Below are 18892 nucleotides of genomic sequence, written 5' to 3'. Positions count from 1 at the left end.
GAGCTGGATCGTGATCACGGCTACGGACCTGGAGGTCCGCGCTGGTGCGCGCATCCTGCTGTCCGCGGACGGGCCGGCCCTGCGGGTGCAGCCGGGCGACCGCATCGGGCTGGTCGGCCGCAACGGCGCCGGCAAGACCACCACGCTGCGCATTCTGGCCGGTGAAACCGAACCGTATGCGGGATCTGTCAGCCGAATCGGCGAAATCGGTTACCTGCCACAGGATCCCAAGGAGGGCGACCTCGACGTGCTGGCGCGCGACCGGGTGTTGTCGGCCCGTGGGTTGGACGTGCTGTTGACCGATCTGGAAAAGCAGCAGGCGCTGATGGCCGAGGTCGCCGACGACGACGCACGCGATCGCGCGATCCGCCGCTACGGCCAGCTCGAGGAACGTTTCGTCGCCCTGGGCGGCTACGGCGCCGAAAGCGAAGCGGGCCGCATCTGCGCCAGCCTCGGCCTGCCCGAGCGGGTGCTCACGCAGCAACTGCGCACCCTGTCCGGCGGTCAGCGTCGCCGGGTGGAGCTGGCGCGCATTCTGTTCGCGGCGTCCGACAGCGGCGCCGGATCGTCCACGACACTGCTGCTCGACGAGCCGACCAACCACCTCGACGCGGATTCGCTTGGCTGGCTTCGGGATTTTTTGCGGAGCCATACCGGGGGGCTGGTGGTGATCAGCCATAACGTCGACTTGATCGCCGATGTCGTGAATCGGGTCTGGTATCTCGACGCCGTGCGCGGTGAGGTCGACATCTACAACATGGGCTGGCAGAAATACCTCGACGCCCGGGCAACCGACGAGCACCGTCGCCGTCGGGAACGCGCCAACGCCGAACGCAAGGCGGCGGCGCTGCGCACCCAAGCCGCCAAACTGGGTGCCAAGGCCACCAAAGCCGTTGCGGCGCAAAACATGCTGCGCCGCGCCGACCGGATGATGGCCGCACTCGACGAAGAGCGGGTCGCGGACAAGGTGGCCCGCATCAAGTTCCCGACGCCGGCCGCGTGCGGGCGCACCCCGCTGGTGGCCCAGGGCCTGAGCAAGTCGTACGGATCACTCGAAGTCTTCACCGATGTCGATCTGGCTATCGACCGCGGCTCGCGGGTAGTGGTGCTGGGACTCAACGGCGCGGGCAAGACCACCCTGTTGCGCCTGCTGGCCGGTGTCGAGACGCCCGACACCGGAGTGTTCGAACCCGGACATGGTTTGCGGATCGGCTATTTCGCGCAGGAGCACGACACGCTGGACAATGACGCGACCGTCTGGCAGAACATCCGGCACGCCGCACCCGATTCCGGCGAACAGGATCTGCGCGGGCTACTCGGGGCGTTCATGTTCAGCGGCCCGCAGCTCGACCAACCCGCGGGTACGTTGTCCGGCGGAGAGAAAACCCGCCTCGCGCTGGCCGGCCTGGTCGCGTCCACCGCCAATGTCTTGCTGCTCGACGAGCCGACCAACAATCTCGACCCCGCCTCGCGTGAGCAGGTGCTGGATGCGCTGCGCAGCTATCGTGGCGCGGTGGTGCTGGTGACCCACGATCCTGGGGCGGCCGAGGCGCTGGACCCCCAGCGCGTCGTGCTATTGCCCGACGGTACCGAGGACTATTGGTCCGACGAGTACCGGGATCTCATCGAGCTGGCCTGATTATTCGCGGAGCCGCAAACCATTTCGGCAAAAGCCCCGCGCTATCGACCGCGGGTTCTTACGCTAAGTGCTTGCCGATCGTGTCGAAGCGTGGAGGGGCCCGTGCGAAACCCAACCAAGAAGTCGAAGAAGACACGCGATCAGTTGTTGCACGAGTTGCGCAACGCCTATGAAGGCGGCGCCAGCATCCGCAAGCTGGTGGCCAGCACCGGCAGATCTTACGGGTCGGTTCACAGCATGCTGCTCGAGTCGGGTACTACGTTGCGCGGCCGCGGCGGCCCCAATCACGTTTCCCGTGCCCGCTGAGCAGACGCAAAATCGCCCAAATCGGGGCTGTTTTGGGCGACTTTGCGTCTGCTCGCCAGCGAAATCAGTGGCGCCGCACCGAGTTTTCGACTAGGTCCAGAACAGCGGTAAGCCGCTGTGGGTCCTCGCCGGACGCCAGCCGGGCCACCAACCCGTCGAGCACGAGTTCCAGATAGCACTGCAACACGTCGCCGGGAACGTCGTCGCGTACCCGATGGGCTTCCTTCTGCCTGCGCAGCCGATCGGTCGTCGCCGCCGCCAGCTCCGCCGACCGTTCCGCCCACCCGCGGCTGAACTCGGGGTCGTTGCGCAGCTTGCGGGCGATCTCCAACCGCGTGGCCAACCAGTCGAACTCCTCGGGCGCGGCGAGCATGTCGCGCATCACCTGGATCAGGCCCTCGCGGGACGCGACGTCGGCCATGCGCTCCGCATCCTGGTGCGCCAGCGCGAAAAACAGCGCGTCCTTGTCCCGGAAGTGGTGGAAGATCGCCCCACGCGACATTCCGATCGCTTTCTCGAGACGCCGAACCGTCGCCTTGTCATAGCCGTATTCGGCGAAGCAACGGCGAGCGCCGTCGAGGATCTGACGGCGGCGAGCCGCCAGATGGTCCTCGCTGACCTTGGGCACGGGGCCGGTGTCAGCCGGACTTCAGCATGTTGCGCAGCACGTACTGCAGGATGCCGCCGTTGCGGTAATAGTCCGCCTCACCGGGAGTGTCGATGCGCACCTTGGCGTCGAACTCGATCGGGTCCGAGCCCTCTTTTGTCGCTTTGACCTTCACCGTCTTGGGCGTCTTGCCGTTGTTCAGCTCCTCGATGCCGGTGATGTCGAAGGTTTCGGTGCCGTCCAGGCCCAGCGACTCGGCGGACTCGCCGTCGGGGAACTGCAGCGGGATGACGCCCATGCCGATCAGGTTGGAGCGGTGGATGCGTTCGAACGACTCGGTGATCACGGCGCGCACACCCAACAGCAACGTGCCCTTGGCCGCCCAGTCGCGCGAGGACCCGGAGCCGTATTCCTTGCCGCCCAGCACCACCAGCGGAATGTCTTGTGCCGCATAGTTTTGCGCCGCGTCATAGATGAACGCCTGAGGAGCGTCGTCCTGAGTGAAGTCGCGGGTGTAGCCACCGGCCACGTCGTCCAGCAGTTGGTTGCGCAGCCGGATGTTGGCGAACGTGCCGCGGATCATCACCTCGTGGTTGCCGCGCCGCGAACCGAAGGAGTTGTAGTCCTTGCGTTCGACGCCGTGCTCGTCGAGGTATTGCGCCGCTGGGGTGCCCGGCTTGATGGCGCCGGCGGGGGAGATGTGGTCGGTGGTCACCGAGTCGCCCAACAATGCCAGCACCCGGGCGCCTTTGATGTCCTTGACCGGCTCCGGCTCCGCGGACATCCCCTCGAAGTACGGCGGTTTGCGCACGTACGTCGAATCCTGGTCCCACTCAAAGGTATTGCCGCTCGGAGTCGGCAGGTTACGCCACCGTTCGTCGCCCTTGAACACGTCGGCGTAGTTCTTGGTGAACATCTCCTGGTTGATCGCCGAGGCGATGGTGTCCGAGACATCCTTCTGCGACGGCCAAATGTCCTTCAGGAAGACGTCATTGCCGTCTTTATCAGTGCCCAGCGGCTCGCTGTCGAAGTCGAAATCCATGGTGCCGGCCAGCGCGTAGGCGACCACCAGCGGCGGAGACGCCAGATAGTTCATCTTCACGTCCGGGTTGATGCGGCCCTCGAAATTGCGGTTGCCGGACAACACGGCGGCCACCGAAAGATCGTTGTCGTTGACCGCCTTCGAGATTTCTTCGGGCAGCGGGCCGGAGTTGCCGATACACGTGGTGCAGCCGTACCCGACGAGGTAGAAGCCGAGCTTCTCCAGGTACGGCCACAAGCCGGCTTTGTCGTAGTAGTCGTTGACCACTTGCGAGCCCGGTGCCATGGTCGTCTTCACCCAGGGCTTGGAGGTCAGGCCTTTTTCCACGGCGTTGCGCGCCAACAAGGCCGCCCCGAGCATCACCTCGGGATTGGAGGTGTTGGTGCATGACGTGACGGCGGCGATCACCACCGCGCCATGGTCGAGCACGAATTCGCCGAGTTCGTCGGACTTGACCGGCACCGGGTTGCTCACGCGGCCCTTGGCGTGCTTGGCGGCCGATTCCACCTTCTGCGCATGGTCGTCGGCGTGGCCATTGGAAATTCGCCCCGGGTCGCTGGCCGGGAACGACTCGTCCACCAGCTCGTCGAGCTTGGAGTACTCCTTCTTGTCCGGGTCGTCACCGACGTAGTCGCAAATCTGTTCGCGGAAGGTCGATTTGGCGTCCTTCAGCGCGATGCGGTCCTGCGGGCGCTTGGGTCCGGCGATCGACGGCACCACGTCGGACAGGTCGAGCTCGAGGTACTCGGAGAACTTGGGCTCGTGCTTGGGGTCATGCCACATGCCCTGCTCTTTGGCGTAGGCCTCGACCAGCGCCACCTGTTCGTCGCTGCGACCGGTGAACTTCAGGTACGAGATGGTCTCTTCGTCGATCGGGAAAATGGCTGCGGTGGAACCGAATTCGGGACTCATGTTGCCGAGTGTGGCGCGGTTGGCCAACGGCACCTCGGCCACGCCCTCGCCGTAGAACTCGACGAACTTGCCGACCACGCCGTGCTTTCGCAGCATCTCGGTGACGGTCAGCACGACGTCGGTGGCGGTGACGGCCGGCTGGATCTCACCGGTCAGCTTGAAGCCGACGACCCGCGGGATCAGCATCGACACCGGCTGGCCGAGCATGGCGGCCTCGGCTTCGATGCCACCCACGCCCCAGCCGAGCACCCCGAGGCCGTTGACCATCGTGGTGTGCGAGTCGGTGCCCACGCAGGTGTCGGGGTAAGCCACCCCGTCGCGTTCCATCACCACCCGCGCCAGGTATTCGATGTTCACCTGGTGCACGATCCCGGTGCCCGGCGGCACCACCTTGAAGTCGTCGAATGCGCCCTGCCCCCAGCGCAGGAACTGGTAGCGCTCACCGTTGCGCTGGTACTCGATCTCGACGTTGCGCTGGAAGGCGTCCTCCCGGCCGAACAGGTCGGCGATCACCGAGTGGTCGATCACCAGGTCCGCCGGCGCCAGCGGGTTGACCTTCTCCGGCTTGCCGCCCAAGTCGGCGATGGCCTCGCGCATGGTGGCCAGGTCCACGATGCAGGGCACGCCCGTGAAGTCCTGCATCACCACGCGCGCCGGCGTGTACTGGATCTCGATGCTGGGCTCTGCGTCGGGATCCCAGTTGGCGATGGCCTCGATGTGCTCTTTGGTGATGTTGCTGCCGTCCTCGTTGCGCAGCAGGTTCTCGGCCAGCACCTTCAGGCTGTACGGGAGTTTCTTGGTGTTGGGGACGGCGTCGAGACGATAGATCTGGTAACTCTTGTCGCCGACCTCGAGGGTGTCGCGGGCTCCGAACGAGTTCACCGAATCTTTGCTGGTCACATCAACTCCCGGGATTGAGTTCTGCCGCCGACGGGCTGGTCGACGGGGCAGTGCTACTTTAACAGTACGCTTGTCCTGTAATAAGCGGCACCCAATACTTCAGTCTTGTCGCGTCGGGCGTGCATGGAAAGCCCTTCGATTGGCTCGTCAGCCTGGAGCCAGCGCGCCGCAGCGCGAGTGAGTCTCTCGGCAATTGCATGCTGCGCGAATCGACCGGTATGTGGGCGGCGCATCGGCCGTCAGCCCGTCCCCGGGACGGGGGATGGGCAGATAGCGCTTGCGTTGTGAAGTGAGGGCGTTCGTTGTGAAGTGAGGGCTTTCGTCGTGAGTACAGGGCGGGGATCGGCGCGATTTTCCACCCAGGATTCACGCCGGAAGCCAAGGATTCACACGCAAAGCCCAGGATGCACGCCCAATGCCCGGAGTCATCGCGCAGAAAGCGATCCACGATGGCACGGCCTTGGCGGCAGGCCCGGGGCACTCGCGTACGGTGCGTGTATGACCGGGCACATGCTGCCGCTTTACATTCCGCAAGACGTGGACATGAACCTGATCAAGGCTCAGGTGAAGGCCAGCGGTGTCAGCGCGCCGCCAGAAGCCATGCCCGGGCTGCTGCAGGTCCTCGACAAGGCGCACGCCGAGGGCATCAATCTCAAGATCGTGCTGCTCGACCACAACCCGCCCAATGACACACCGCTGCGGGACATCTCGACCGTGGTTGGCGCCGACTACCCGGACGCCACGGTATTGACCCTCAGCCCGAACTTCGTCGGCAGCTACAGCACGCATTACCCGCGCGTAACGCTCGAGGCAGGAGAAGACCACTCCAAGACGGGCAATCCGGTGCAGTCGGCGAACAACTTTTTGCACGAGCTGGAAACCCCGGAGTTTCCCTGGACGGGATTGACGATTCTGCTGCTGGTCGGGGTCCTCGCCGCGGCCGTCGGCACCCGATTCATGCAACTGCGCAGTAGGCGGCCAGCAACCTCCACGCAGCCCGCGGACACGGACGTGGCAGAGCCCGCCCAGGACGCCTAACCGCGGCTATCGGTCTCCGCCGCCCCTTCTGGCGAGCGCCGCCAATTCGTGCGGCAAACCGCTTAGATCACTATTCGGTCACATTAAACGCACGTCCAGAACGCAGTTGGTGACGCGCGTTTCCACGGTCTCAGATGTGACGTACGGTGCAAATGATGCTGATGTTGTCTTTGGCGCTTTGTGTGAAAAATGTGACCTGCGCCGCCCGTATGGATTAGGCCGTAGGAGACCTGCGAATGAGACGGACCCGTCGTGGCTGCGTCCGGCGATCAGCCGCAAGGTTGGTGCGGCCGGCCGTTCCGTCGATCTTGAGTGTCGCCCTGCTGGCGTGCACGGCGGGGCTGACGCCCGGACTGGCCTCAGCCGATCCGGGTGCCGACACGATGGGCGCGCTGATCGCCGAGGTCGCGCGGGCCAACCAGCGGCTGGAAGACCTGAGCGCCGAAGTCCAGACCGAACAACAAAGCGTGAACAAGGCCCTGGTCGATGTGGAAACCGCACGCGACAACGTCAGCGCCGCCGAGCGCGAGCTCGCAGCCAGCCAGGAGTCGGTCAAAGACGCGAACACGGCCATCGCCGCTGCTCAACGCCGGCTTAGCCGCTTCGCGGCGGCTACCTACATGGGCGGCCCGCCGGGAAGTTACCTGACCGCCAAGAACCCCGACGAGATCATCGCCGCTGCGGCCGCCGCGCAGACTCTCACGGCCAGTTCCCAGACGATGATGGCCAACCTGATGCGCGCCCGGACCGAACAGGTGAACAAGGAGTCCGCGGCGCGACTGGCCAAGCAGAAGGCCGACAAGGCCGCCGCCGATGCCAAGGCCAGCCAAGACGCCGCGGTCAAGGCACTGCTCGAAACCCAACGCAAGTTCGACCAGCAACGTGAGCAGGTCAATCGCCTGGCCGCCGAACGTGATGCCGCACAGGCCAGGCTGGAAGCCGCCCGCTGGTCGGCTGGGGGCGGGACCGTTCCGGTATCGGGCGACCGTTGGGACCCCGGCGCGCCCGGGGGGCCGCCTCCGGGCGGCGGCCGCACCTGGGACGGCGCCTGGGATCCCACGTTGCCGGCGATTCCCAGCGCCAACGTTCCCGGCGACCCGATCGCGGTGATCAACCAGGTGTTGGGTGTGTCGGCCACGTCCACTCAGGTCACCGCGCAAATGGGGCGCAACTTCCTGCAGCAGCTGGGCATCCTCAAGCCCAACGACACGGGCATCACCAATGCGGCTACCGGCCCGAGCCGGATTCCGCGGGTCTATGGGCGGCAAGCCTCCGAATATGTGATCCGGCGCGGTATGTCGCAGATCGGGGTGCCCTACTCCTGGGGTGGCGGCAACGCGGCCGGCCCCAGCAAGGGCATCGACTCCGGCGCCAACATCACCGGCTTCGACTGCTCGGGCCTGGTCCTGTACTCGTTCGCCGGGGTGGGCATCAAGCTGCCGCACTACTCGGGTTCGCAGTACAACATGGGCCGCAAGATCCCGTCGGCGCAGATGCGCCGCGGAGACGTCATCTTCTACGGCCCGGGCGGCAGCCAGCACGTGACCATCTACCTCGGCGACGGCCAGATGCTCGAGGCTCCCGACGTCGGCTTGAAGGTGCGGGTGGCGCCGGTGCGCACCAGCGGCATGACGCCCTTCGTGGTCCGCTACATCGATTTCTGACGAGGAGCTATGTGCCGCAGACCTTTTCGTTTGATCAACCTGGTTCGCTCGATCAACCTGGCCTGGATCACCACCGTCGTGACCGGGCTGCTGTTGGCTCTCGCCGCGCCGGCGGTGCCGGCAAACGCCGACCCGGGCCCGTGGGATCCCACGCTGCCGGCCACGGTCAGCGCCGGGGCTCCCGGAGATCCGCTCGCTGTCGCCAACGCCTCGCTGCAGGCCACGGCGCAGGCCACCCAGACCACACTCGACTTGGGTAAGCAGTTCCTCGGCGGGCTCGGCATCAACCTCGGCGGCACCCCGGCCGCCGAGAGCACCAGCCCCAGCCGGATCCCCCGGGCCAACGGCCGCCAGGCCATCGAGTACGTGATCCGGCGGGCCGGCTCGCAGATGGGCGTCCCGTATTCGTGGGGCGGTGGCTCGCTGGAGGGCCCGAGCAAGGGCGTCGGCGACGGCGCCAACATCACCGGATTCGACTGCTCGGGGCTGATGCGCTACGCCTTCGCCGGGGTCGGCGTGCTGATCCCGCGATTCTCCGGCGACCAGTACAACGCCGGCCGCCACATCCCGCCGAACGAGGCCAGACGCGGTGACCTGATCTTTTACGGGCCGAACGGCACCCAGCACGTCACGCTGTACCTGGGTAACGGCCAGATGCTGGAGGCCTCCAGCCTGGCTGGCAAGGTCACCATCAGCCCGGTGCGCAAGCCCGGTATGACGCCGTTTCTGACCCGGATCATCGAGTACTGACCAGGCGGCCCGGGGTTCGACTGGCCGGGCCGGGTGGCCGAGCGGGAACGGTGGCGTCGACGGAATCCCAGCGGCCTGGAATAGTTGGACGCGGGCACGCCGCTGCCCCGCGACATTGGGTCTAGTCAGCAGTCGTGTCTGAATGAGCTGTGGAGGGTGTTGATGACATCAGCAGGTGGGTTGCCCCCGGGCGCCGGCGGTTACCCGGGCGCGGGCGCCCATGAGGCACCGTCGGGAAGTGCTGACGGCCTGGCCGCCGAGGTACACACGCTGGAGCGGGCCATCTTCGAGGTCAAGCGGATCATCGTCGGGCAGGACCAGCTCGTGGAGCGAATGCTGGTCGGGCTGCTGTCCAAGGGCCATGTGTTGCTCGAGGGTGTTCCCGGCGTGGCCAAGACGCTGGCGGTGGAGACCTTCGCCCGCGTGGTCGGCGGGACGTTCTCCCGTATCCAGTTCACCCCGGACCTGGTGCCGACCGACATCATCGGTACCCGCATCTACCGGCAGGGCCGCGAAGAGTTCGACACCGAGCTCGGTCCGGTGGTGGCCAACTTCCTGCTGGCCGACGAAATCAACCGCGCCCCGGCAAAGGTGCAGTCGGCATTGCTGGAGGTCATGCAGGAACGCAAGGTGTCCATCGGCGGCAAGGATTTTGCATTGCCCAACCCGTTCCTGGTGATGGCGACGCAGAACCCGATCGAGCACGAGGGCGTCTACCCGCTGCCGGAGGCGCAGCGCGACCGCTTCCTGTTCAAGATCAACGTCGGTTACCCCTCGCCGGAGGAAGAGCGGGAGATCATCTACCGGATGGGTGTGCGGCCGCCGGAGCCCAAACAGATCCTGACCACCGGTGACCTGGTGCGGCTGCAGGACATCGCGGCAAACAACTTCGTGCATCACGCGCTGGTCGACTATGTGGTGCGGGTCGTCTTCGCCACCCGCAATCCCGAGCAGCTCGGCATGACCGACGTCAAGAGCTGGGTCGCGTTCGGAGCGTCGCCGCGCGCGTCGCTGGGCATCATCGCCTCCGCGCGCTCGCTGGCGCTGGTGCGGGGTCGCGACTACGTCATTCCGCAGGATGTCGTCGACGTCATTCCCGACGTGCTACGCCACCGGTTGGTGCTCACCTATGACGCGCTCGCCGACGAAATCTCGTCGGAGATCGTCATCAACCGGGTCTTGCAGACCGTCGCCATGCCGCAGATCAATGCCGTTCCGCAGCAAGGGCATTCGGTGAGTCCGGTGATGCAGACCGCGACCGCCGCTACCGTCGCCGGTCGGTGACAGAATCCAAGACGCCGGCGGTGGTTCATCCGCCGTCGATGCAGCGCGGTGACATCGACGACCCGAAGCTGGCGGCAGCGCTACGCACCCTCGAGCTGACCGTCACCCGCAAGCTCGACGGCGTCCTGCATGGCGATCACCTGGGCCTGATTCCGGGTCCCGGTTCCGAGCCGGGGGAGTCACGCCTCTACCAGCCCGGGGATGACGTGCGCCGGATGGATTGGTCGGTGACCGCGCGCACCACCCATCCGCATGTCCGGCAGATGATCGCCGACCGCGAACTGGAGACCTGGCTGGTTGTCGACCTGTCGGCCAGCCTGGACTTCGGCACCGCGTTCTGCGAGAAACGCGACCTCGCGGTGGCGGCGGCGGCCGCGATCAACTTCCTCAACAGTGGTGGCGGTAACCGGTTCGGCGCGCTGATCGACAACGGCGCGACCATCACCCGGGTACCGGCCCGTAGCGGGCGCCAGCACCAGCACACGCTGCTGCGCACCATCGCGACCATGCCCAAGGCGCCGCCGGGAGTGCGCGGTGACCTGGGGAGGACCATCGACGCGCTCCGCCGGCCTCAGCGCCGCCGCGGAATGGCGGTCATCATCAGCGACTTCCTGGGCCCGATCAACTGGACCCGGCCGCTGCGCGCGATCGCCGGACGACACGAGGTGCTCGGCATCGAGGTGCTCGACCCACGTGACGTGGAGCTTCCCGACGTCGGTGAGGTCGTCCTGCAGGACGCCGAAACCGGAGTCACCCGCGAGTACACCATCGACGCGCAATTGCGTGACGACTTCGCCAGGGCCGCCGCAGCGCACCGCGCCGAGGTGGCGCGCACGCTGCGCAGCTGCGGCGCGCCGCTGCTGACGCTGCGCACCGACCGGGACTGGATCGCCGACATCGTCCGTTTCGTGGAGTCCCGGAGGCGGGGTGCGTTGGCGGGACGCCAGTGACGCTGCCGCTGCTCGGACCGATGACGCTGTCCGGCTTCGCGCACTCGTGGTATTTCCTGTTCCTTTTGGTCGTCGTGGGCATCGCCGCCCTGTACGTGCTGATGCAGCTGGCCCGTCACCGGCGGATGCTGCGGTTCGCCAACACCGAGTTGCTGGACAGCGTCGCCCCCAAGCGGCCCAACCAGTGGCGGCACGTGCCGGCGATCCTGCTGGTGTTGTCATTGCTGCTGTTCACGATCGCGATGGCGGGGCCGACGACCGACATCCAGATACCCCGCAACCGCGCGGTGGTGATGCTGGTGATCGACGTGTCACAGTCGATGCGCGCCACCGACGTCGCACCCAACCGGATGACCGCCGCGCAGGAGGCCGCCAAGCAGTTCGCCGATGAGCTGACCCCGGGCATCAACCTCGGGCTCATCGCTTACGCGGGCACCGCGACGGTGCTGGTGCAGCCGACGACGAACCGGACCGCCACCAAGGCCGGCCTGGACAAGTTGCAGTTCGCCGACCGCACCGCCACCGGGGAGGCCATCTTCACCGCCCTGCAGGCCATCGCGACGGTCGGCGCGGTGATCGGCGGCGGCGACACCCCGCCCCCGGCGCACATCGTCTTGTTCTCCGACGGCAAGGAGACCATGCCGACCAACCCGGACCAGCCCAAAGGCGCCTACACCGCGGCGCGCACCGCCAAGGACCAGGGCGTGCCGATCTCCACGATCTCGTTCGGCACGCCGTACGGGTTCGTCGAGATCAACGGCCAGCACCAGCCGGTGCCCGTCGACGACGAGACGATGAAAAAGGTCGCCCAGCTGTCGGGTGGAAATTCGTACAACGCCGCGAGCCTGCAGGAGCTGAAGCAGGTTTACTCCACGTTGCAGCAGCAGATCGGCTACGAAACCATCAAGGGCGACGCCAGTGTCGGCTGGCTGCGGCTGGGTTCGTTGGTGCTGGCGCTGGCCGCGTTGGCGGCGCTGTTGATCAACCGACGCCTGCCCAACTGACGCCAGCCAGGACCAATAAGTTGCCGAGGCTGTAAATCTGCAGCGTAAGTGCGAGTAACGGCCTGCAAAATTACAGGGTCGGCGAAACCAAGCGTCGAATGGGGGCAGACTTCGATGCTGAAGCGCCGGGACGATAGGTTGTCGGGGTGACTGAGACAGCCACCGAACCTGCTACCGAACCCGCCGGGGGCAAGCCTCCTTTTGTGTCCCGCTCGGTTCTGGTGACGGGCGGAAACCGGGGGATTGGCCTGGCGATAGCACAGCGGCTGGCCGCTGACGGCCACAAGGTGGCCGTCACGCACCGCGGGTCCGGGTCGCCCGAAGGGCTGTTCGGCGTCGAGTGCGACGTCACCGACAACGCCGCCGTCGACCGGGCCTTCACCGCGGTCGAGGAGCATCAGGGCTCGGTGGAGGTACTGGTCTCCAACGCCGGTCTGTCCGCGGACGCTTTCCTCATCCGGATGACCGAGGAGAGGTTCGAACGAGTCATCAACGCCAACCTCACCGGGGCGTTCCGGGTGGCGCAGCGGGCATCGCGCAGCATGCAGCGAAAGCGGTTCGGCCGCATGATTTTCATCGGCTCGGTATCCGGCACCTGGGGCATCGGGAACCAGGCCAATTACGCGGCCTCCAAGGCCGGTGTGATCGGCATGGCCCGCTCTATCGCCCGGGAGCTGTCCAAGGCCAACGTGACCGCGAACGTGGTCGCCCCGGGCTACATCGACACCGACATGACCCGCGCGCTGGATGAGCGGATTCAAAAGGGGGCCCTGGAATTCATCCCCGCCAAGCGCATCGGCACCGCCGCCGAGGTCGCCGGGGTGGTCAGCTTCCTGGCTTCTGAGGATGCGAGTTACATCTCCGGTGCGGTCATCCCGGTGGACGGCGGCATGGGCATGGGCCATTAACACACGAGGGACGGACATGACAGGACTGCTCGAAGGCAAACGGATCCTGGTCACCGGGATCATCACCGACTCGTCTATTGCGTTTCACATCGCCCGGGTGGCCCAAGAGCAAGGCGCTCAACTGGTGCTGACCGGCTTCGACCGGTTGCGGCTGATCCAGCGCATCGTCGACCGGCTGCCGCAAAAGGCGCCGCTACTGGAACTCGACGTGCAGAACGAGGAGCATCTGGCGACCCTGGCCGACCGCGTCACCGAGGTCATCGGGGAGGGCAACAAGCTCGACGGTGTGGTGCATTCGATCGGCTTCATGCCGCAGACCGGGATGGGCATCAACCCGTTCTTCGACGCGCCCTACGAGGACGTCTCCAAGGGCATCCACATCTCGGCGTATTCCTATGCCTCGCTGGCCAAGGCGCTGCTGCCGATCATGAACCCCGGCGGCGGGATTGTCGGGATGGACTTCGACCCCAGTCGGGCGATGCCGGCCTACAACTGGATGACCGTCGCCAAGAGCGCGCTGGAATCGGTCAACCGGTTCGTGGCCCGCGAGGCCGGCAAGTATGGTGTCCGTTCGAATCTCGTTGCGGCAGGGCCGATCCGGACGTTGGCGATGGCGGCGATCGTCGGGGGAGCGCTGGGCGACGAGGCCGGCGCCCAGATCAAGCTGCTCGAGGACGGCTGGGATCAGCGGGCGCCGCTGGGCTGGAACATGAAGGACCCGACGCCGGTCGCCAAGACCGTCTGCGCACTGCTCTCCGACTGGCTGCCGGCCACGACGGGTACCGTGATTTTCGCCGACGGCGGCGCGGCTACCCAATTGCTCTAGCTGGCAATGCTTTTCGACGCCGTCCTGGTGCTGTCCTTCGGCGGTCCGGAGGGGCCCGAGCAGGTGCGGCCGTTCCTGGAGAACGTCACCCGGGGGCGCGGCGTGCCCGCCGAGCGGCTGGACGCCGTGGCCGAGCACTATCTGCATTTCGGCGGCGTGTCACCGCTCAACGGGATCAACCGTGCGCTGATCGCAGAACTGCGCGCGGCCCAGGACCTGCCGGTGTACTTCGGCAACCGCAACTGGGAGCCGTATGTTGAAGATGCCGTCATAACCATGCGCGACAACGGTATTCGTCGTGCAGCGGTCTTCACCACGTCGGCGTGGAGCGGGTATTCCGGCTGCACGCAGTATGTCGAGGACATCGCGCGGGCGCGTCGGTCGGCAGGTGTGGATGCACCCGAATTGGTCAAGCTGCGACCGTATTTCGACCATCCGCTTTTTGTCGAGATGTTCGCCGACGCGATCGCGGTGGCGGCGGGCACCGTGTCCCCTGATGCGCGGCTGGTGTTCACGGCGCATTCGGTCCCCGTGGATGCAGACCGGCGCTGCGGCCCCAACCTCTACAGCAGCCAAGTCGCTTACGCCGCAAGGCTGGTCGCAGCCGCGGCGGGCTATGCGGACTACGACCTGGCTTGGCAGTCACGATCCGGGCCGCCGCACGTCCCTTGGCTTGAGCCAGACGTAGCGGACCATCTCGAATTGCTGGCGGACGCGGGGGTTAAGGCGGTAATCGTCTGTCCCATCGGATTTGTCGCCGACCACATCGAGGTGGTCTGGGACCTCGACCATGAGCTGCGGGCACAGGCCGAGGCGGCGGGTATGGCGTTCGCCCGGGCCACCACACCCAATGCGGATCGGCGATTCGCCGCGCTGGCTGCGGATTTGATCGACGAACTGCGAACTGGCCGCGCGCCCGCCCGGGTCAGTGGCGCCGATCCGGTGCCGGGCTGCCTGGCGAGCACTAACGGTGAGCCGTGCCGGCCGCCGCACTGCGTCGCCAGCTGCGGTGCGCCCTCGTTGGGAGTGAATCGTCGGCGTTGAGCGTGAAACGTCGGCGTCGGGCGGGTAGGCAGGGAGAGAAAATCGCGCAGATCCCGCCCTGGTTTCACGCCGAAAGCCGTGGTTTCACAACAAAAGCCGCGGCTTCACACTGAAAGCCGCGGCTTCACACCCCGAATGCGACTATTGCCAGGCCGAACGAAGGATCGCGCTGACGGCCGCCATCCGCGCCGAACGCACCACGGCCGCAAGCGGGCGCAAGGCGTCACTGGCGATCTGCGTTTCCGCCGAAGAGTTTCCGGTCGGCAACCGACTCAGCCCGGCGCTGACCGCGATGATCGCGTCCACGTGCGAGGCGTTCTCCAAAACCCGCAGTGCGCGCGGCGGCGCGTGCTCTGGAATCCGGTGCTGCCGAGAAGATTCCAGCATCTGCTCGACCAGGCCCCGCGGGTCGGCTACATCGTTCGCCGCGCATCCCAATCCGATGCTGCCAAGGGTGTCGGCGGCCGAGCGCACCGCCGAGCGCAGCGCGTACTCCGCGTCGCCCAGTTCGTAGTGCTCGTGGGCCGATGCGCCGGGCAGTGAGTAGACCATCCAAGACAGCGCACACAATTCGGGTGAATCGTCGCCGGTGTCGGCTTCGCCGTAGGTGAACTCGGGCACCAATCCGATGGCGGTGGCCGAGTCGTCGGCGTTGGTGACGATCACTGCCTCGCCCACGGCCAGCGCGTCGCGCTCGAACTGGGTGCCCGGCGCCAGCCCGCGCACGTCACCGGGCACCGGCAAGACCACGTTGACCGTTCCATGCGTCCGGGTTTGGCCCACGGCCGCCCGCAGCGTCTGTAGCAGCGAAACCGTGCCCGCGTCATGCACGTCCGGCCAGGGCAGCCCGGTGTGACCCGCGGCGACCGCATCATAAGCGGCCACCGATTGCGTTGGCGCCCAAAGCGATAAGGCATCCAGGACGTCGTCGGGCGCGGCCTTGCCGGCTAGCCAGGCGTTGGCCCATAGCGACAGCGAAACACTTGGACACCACATGATCTCGCAGTGTAGTTGTTCGGCCCCGGAAAGGCTGATCACGCGTATTCTGACCGCATGCCCGTCGCGCTGATCTGGTTGATCTTCGCTCTGGTGCTGGCCGGTGCCGAAGCGCTCACCGGCGACATGTTCTTGCTGATGCTCAGCGGCGGCGCACTCGCCGCGGCCGGGGCCAGCTGGCTGACCGATTGGCCGCTGTGGGCCGAAGGCGTGATTTTCCTGGTGGTATCGGTGCTGCTGGTGGCCTTGGTCCGGCCCCCGCTGCGGCGCCGGCTTACGCCCACCACGCACGTCCAGATGGGCATCAAGGCACTGGAGGGCAAGCAGGCCTTGGTGCTGGACAGGGTCGCCAGCCAACAGGGCCAAGTGAAGCTTGACGGCCAGGTGTGGACCGCACGCCCGATGAACGAGGGCGACGTCTACGAACCCGGGGAGTCGGTGACCGTGATGCACATCGACGGTGCCACGGCAGTGGTCTTCAAGAGCGTCTAAGTGGTCTTCAAGAACGGATAACCCTGCGAGAAAGGAACTCTGGTGGGTGCAGGTGGAACTCTTGTCCTGGCGTTTTTCGTCGTCCTGGTGATCTTCACCATCGTCGTGGTGGCCAAGTCGATTGCCTTGATCCCGCAGGCCGAGGCGGCGGTCATCGAGCGGCTCGGCCGGTACAGCCGCACGGTCAGCGGGCAGCTGACGTTGCTGGTGCCGTTCATCGACCGGATCCGGGCCCGGGTGGACCTGCGCGAGCGGGTGGTGTCCTTCCCGCCGCAGCCCGTCATCACCGAGGACAACCTGACCCTCAACATCGACACGGTGGTCTACTTCCAGGTCACCGTGCCGCAGGCGGCGGTGTACGAAATCAGCAACTACATCGTCGGCGTGGAGCAGCTCACCACGACCACGCTGCGCAACGTCGTCGGCGGCATGACGCTGGAGCAGACCCTGACCTCACGCGACCAGATCAACGCCCAGCTGCGCGGCGTGCTCGACGAGGCCACCGGCCGCTGGGGCCTGCGGGTGGCGCGGGTGGAGCTGCGCAGCATCGACCCGCCGCCGTCGATCCAGGCCTCGATGGAAAAGCAGATGAAGGCGGACCGGGAAAAGCGAGCGATGATATTGACCGCCGAAGGCACGCGCGAGGCGGCGATCAAACAGGCCGAAGGCAACAAGCAGGCCCAGATCCTGGCCGCCGAGGGCGCCAAGCAGGCCGCCATCCTGGCCGCCGAGGCCGACCGTCAGTCGCGCATGCTGCGGGCTCAGGGTGAGCGGGCCGCCGCCTACCTGCGAGCCCAGGGGCAGGCCAAGGCGATCGAGAAGACGTTCGCCGCGATCAAGGCCGGCCGGCCCACCCCGGAGATGCTGGCCTACCAGTACCTGCAGACGCTTCCCGAAATGGCCCGCGGCGACGCCAACAAGGTGTGGGTGGTGCCCAGCGACTTCAGCGCGGCGCTGCAGGGGTTCACCCGGCTGCTGGGCGCGCCGGGTGAGGACGGCGTGTTCCGGTTCCAGCCGTCCCCGGTCGATGACGCACCCCGGCATGCCACCGACGACGATGACGCCGAGGTCGCCGACTGGTTCTCCACGGAAACCGATCCCGCGATCGCGCAGGCGGTGGCCAAGGCCGAGGCGATCGCCCGCCAGCCCGTGGACGGTCCGCCAGGGGTGCCGCCACAGCTGACTCAATAGCCCTCAATAAGGTGTGCGCATGAGTGCATTGACTTCCCCGAAAACCTATGTGGCCCTAGCCGCTTTCCAGGCCGGTGACGCGGTGGCGTGTGCCATTCCGCTGGCGCCGATCGAAAAGTCATTGGACACCGTCGGGCTGCCGGTCAACGTGCGCCCGGTCCTTCCGGTGGTCAAGGCCGCCTCGGCAGTCGGCCTGCTGTCGGTCAGCCGCTTTCCCGCCGTGGCGAGGCTGACGACGGCGCTGCTGACGTTGTACTTCGTCTGCGCCCTCGGCGCGCACATCCGGGTGCGGGACAAGGTGGTCAACGCCCTACCGGCGGCGTCGTTCCTGGCGCTGTTCGCGGCGATGACGGCTAAGGGACCTGACAGGCGCTGAGGTCAGCGCTGTCCGCCAGGCGGTGCCGGCGTCGGCGATGCCGGTGACTGGCTGGGTGCTGGCGGTGGCGGTGCTCCCGGCGCGCCGGGCGGGGGTCCTCCCGGGAGCGGCGGCCGAGGCGCCCGGGGCCCCGGACCCATCGGGGACATCCCCAGGCCGCTGTGCGGTCCGGCCATCGGCCCGGGCGGACCGGGCGGTGGCGGGAAGCCGAATTGCGGTGCGGCGGGCCCGAATCCGGGCGGCGGGGGCGGCGGAGGGGGATCGAAACTGAACATAAATATCAGCAGGGATGCGGCCGCGGTGAACAAAGCTCCCAAAAACCCGCCGGCCACTCCGGCGCCGATCACGACTCCCGTGGAATGGCGGCGTCTGGGCGGCCGGGGCGGAACGACCGGCGCCTGTGGCGGCGCTGCGGGCCCCTGGTGCTCGGTGCCGGGCTGTTCGGTGCTGGTTTCGTCGGAGGTCATGCGGCTCCTCACGTCGTCGGTTTATGGCCAGCTGCCACGGTAGGAACCGAAGTTGAAGCGAAGCTGAAGATTCAGGGGTGCTGGCCGGGCGGCGGGAACGCGGGCGGCGGGAGCACACTGGGCCCGGACGACGGGACGGTGACCACCGGCGGCGATGGCGGGACATAACTGACCAGCGGCGTGGACATCGGCGCGGGATACGGCGGCGGCGGGAACTCGAGTCGGACTTTCCAGGTGGGCCCGGTGACGGCAAGGACCACCAGCGCGCCGACCGCCAGCCCGCCCAGCGCAGCGCCGATCACCACACCGGCGGAATAACGGCGCGCCGCGGGCGGTGGCGATGCCGGTGGTTGTGGCGATGCCGGTGGTTGTGGCTGCGCCGGTGGTTCTGGCGACGCCGGTGGTTCTGGCGACGGTGGCGGCTCAACGGTCTCATCGGAGGTCATGTGGCTCCCCATGTCGGCTGGATCGGATCGGGAGGACTTTCAATGACATT

General features: G+C 66.7%; 19 protein-coding genes. 14 read left to right on the top strand and 5 right to left on the bottom strand.

The features are described 5' to 3' along the window. Window positions 1-10: 10 nt before the first annotated feature. Window positions 11-1639, top strand: coding sequence for an ABC-F family ATP-binding cassette domain-containing protein (locus tag AC5Y2L_RS16180; RefSeq protein WP_499936784.1), 1629 nt, complete (start codon window positions 11-13; stop codon window positions 1637-1639). 102 nt (window positions 1640-1741) lie between these two features. Then, complete coding sequence (locus AC5Y2L_RS16175; RefSeq protein WP_499936786.1) at window positions 1742-1945, top strand: helix-turn-helix domain-containing protein; 204 nt, start codon at window positions 1742-1744, stop codon at window positions 1943-1945. Window positions 1946-2009: 64 nt separating this feature from the next. On the opposite strand, the gene AC5Y2L_RS16170 is transcribed toward AC5Y2L_RS16175, so the two are convergent. Then, window positions 2010-2573 carry a TetR/AcrR family transcriptional regulator gene (locus AC5Y2L_RS16170; protein WP_499936788.1) on the bottom strand — a complete coding sequence of 188 codons (564 nt, stop codon included), beginning with the start codon at window positions 2571-2573 and terminating at the stop codon, window positions 2010-2012. Window positions 2574-2583: 10 nt separating this feature from the next. Then, window positions 2584-5406: an aconitate hydratase gene (locus AC5Y2L_RS16165; RefSeq protein ID WP_499936790.1), complete on the bottom strand. Its 2823-nt coding sequence runs from the start codon at window positions 5404-5406 to the stop codon at window positions 2584-2586. A 498-nt stretch (window positions 5407-5904) separates the two neighbouring features. Here AC5Y2L_RS16165 and AC5Y2L_RS16160 point away from each other — a divergent pair, with 498 nt between their 5' ends. From AC5Y2L_RS16160 to AC5Y2L_RS16120, 9 genes are all read left to right on the top strand, one after another. Next, the gene (locus AC5Y2L_RS16160) at window positions 5905-6444 is read left to right on the top strand and encodes an Rv1476 family membrane protein (protein WP_499936792.1); all 540 of its coding nucleotides are present in this window, start codon (window positions 5905-5907) and stop codon (window positions 6442-6444) included. A gap of 236 nt (window positions 6445-6680) precedes the next feature. Beyond that, window positions 6681-8108 carry an NlpC/P60 family peptidoglycan endopeptidase RipA gene (ripA, locus tag AC5Y2L_RS16155; RefSeq protein WP_499936793.1) on the top strand — a complete coding sequence of 476 codons (1428 nt, stop codon included), beginning with the start codon at window positions 6681-6683 and terminating at the stop codon, window positions 8106-8108. Window positions 8109-8117: 9 nt separating this feature from the next. Continuing rightward, window positions 8118-8858, top strand: coding sequence for an NlpC/P60 family peptidoglycan endopeptidase RipB (gene ripB / locus AC5Y2L_RS16150; protein ID WP_499936795.1), 741 nt, complete (start codon window positions 8118-8120; stop codon window positions 8856-8858). Window positions 8859-9020: 162 nt separating this feature from the next. Then, complete coding sequence (gene moxR1, locus AC5Y2L_RS16145) at window positions 9021-10142, top strand: chaperone MoxR1 (RefSeq protein ID WP_499936796.1); 1122 nt, start codon at window positions 9021-9023, stop codon at window positions 10140-10142. Further along, window positions 10139-11092, top strand: a complete 954-nt coding sequence (locus AC5Y2L_RS16140; protein ID WP_499936798.1) for a DUF58 domain-containing protein — start codon at window positions 10139-10141, stop codon at window positions 11090-11092. Before moxR1 ends, AC5Y2L_RS16140 begins: the two co-directional genes overlap by 4 nt. Then, window positions 11089-12096, top strand: coding sequence for a VWA domain-containing protein (locus AC5Y2L_RS16135; protein WP_499936800.1), 1008 nt, complete (start codon window positions 11089-11091; stop codon window positions 12094-12096). Before AC5Y2L_RS16140 ends, AC5Y2L_RS16135 begins: the two co-directional genes overlap by 4 nt. A 146-nt stretch (window positions 12097-12242) precedes the next feature. Further along, the gene (gene fabG1 / locus AC5Y2L_RS16130) at window positions 12243-13004 is read left to right on the top strand and encodes a 3-oxoacyl-ACP reductase FabG1 (RefSeq protein WP_499936802.1); all 762 of its coding nucleotides are present in this window, start codon (window positions 12243-12245) and stop codon (window positions 13002-13004) included. 16 nt (window positions 13005-13020) lie between these two features. Beyond that, window positions 13021-13830: an NADH-dependent enoyl-ACP reductase InhA gene (gene inhA, locus AC5Y2L_RS16125; RefSeq protein ID WP_499936803.1), complete on the top strand. Its 810-nt coding sequence runs from the start codon at window positions 13021-13023 to the stop codon at window positions 13828-13830. A gap of 6 nt (window positions 13831-13836) precedes the next feature. Continuing rightward, window positions 13837-14874 (top strand): ferrochelatase, encoded by a 1038-nt coding sequence (locus tag AC5Y2L_RS16120; RefSeq protein WP_499936804.1) that lies wholly within the window; start codon window positions 13837-13839, stop codon window positions 14872-14874. Window positions 14875-15015: 141 nt separating this feature from the next. Here the strand turns inward: AC5Y2L_RS16120 and AC5Y2L_RS16115 are convergent, their stop codons facing one another. Further along, window positions 15016-15870, bottom strand: a complete 855-nt coding sequence (locus AC5Y2L_RS16115; RefSeq protein ID WP_499936805.1) for an Rv1486c family protein — start codon at window positions 15868-15870, stop codon at window positions 15016-15018. A gap of 57 nt (window positions 15871-15927) precedes the next feature. On the opposite strand from AC5Y2L_RS16115, the gene AC5Y2L_RS16110 reads away from it, so the two are divergent. From AC5Y2L_RS16110 to AC5Y2L_RS16100, 3 genes are all read left to right on the top strand, one after another. Then, window positions 15928-16362: an NfeD family protein gene (locus AC5Y2L_RS16110; RefSeq protein ID WP_499936807.1), complete on the top strand. Its 435-nt coding sequence runs from the start codon at window positions 15928-15930 to the stop codon at window positions 16360-16362. Window positions 16363-16428: 66 nt separating this feature from the next. Then, complete coding sequence (locus AC5Y2L_RS16105) at window positions 16429-17553, top strand: SPFH domain-containing protein (RefSeq protein WP_499936859.1); 1125 nt, start codon at window positions 16429-16431, stop codon at window positions 17551-17553. A 19-nt stretch (window positions 17554-17572) separates the two neighbouring features. Beyond that, the gene (locus AC5Y2L_RS16100) at window positions 17573-17929 is read left to right on the top strand and encodes a DoxX family protein (RefSeq protein ID WP_499936808.1); all 357 of its coding nucleotides are present in this window, start codon (window positions 17573-17575) and stop codon (window positions 17927-17929) included. 2 nt (window positions 17930-17931) lie between these two features. Here AC5Y2L_RS16100 and AC5Y2L_RS16095 read toward each other — a convergent pair whose 3' ends face one another. Continuing rightward, window positions 17932-18396 carry a hypothetical protein gene (locus AC5Y2L_RS16095; RefSeq protein ID WP_499936810.1) on the bottom strand — a complete coding sequence of 155 codons (465 nt, stop codon included), beginning with the start codon at window positions 18394-18396 and terminating at the stop codon, window positions 17932-17934. A gap of 71 nt (window positions 18397-18467) precedes the next feature. Then, window positions 18468-18842 carry a hypothetical protein gene (locus AC5Y2L_RS16090; protein WP_499936811.1) on the bottom strand — a complete coding sequence of 125 codons (375 nt, stop codon included), beginning with the start codon at window positions 18840-18842 and terminating at the stop codon, window positions 18468-18470. Window positions 18843-18892 lie beyond the last annotated feature (50 nt).

This window comes from Mycobacterium sp. NGS66 (assembly GCF_059812225.1).
Note: the sequence above shows the minus strand (reverse complement) of the source record. Positions and strands in the feature narration are given on the sequence as shown.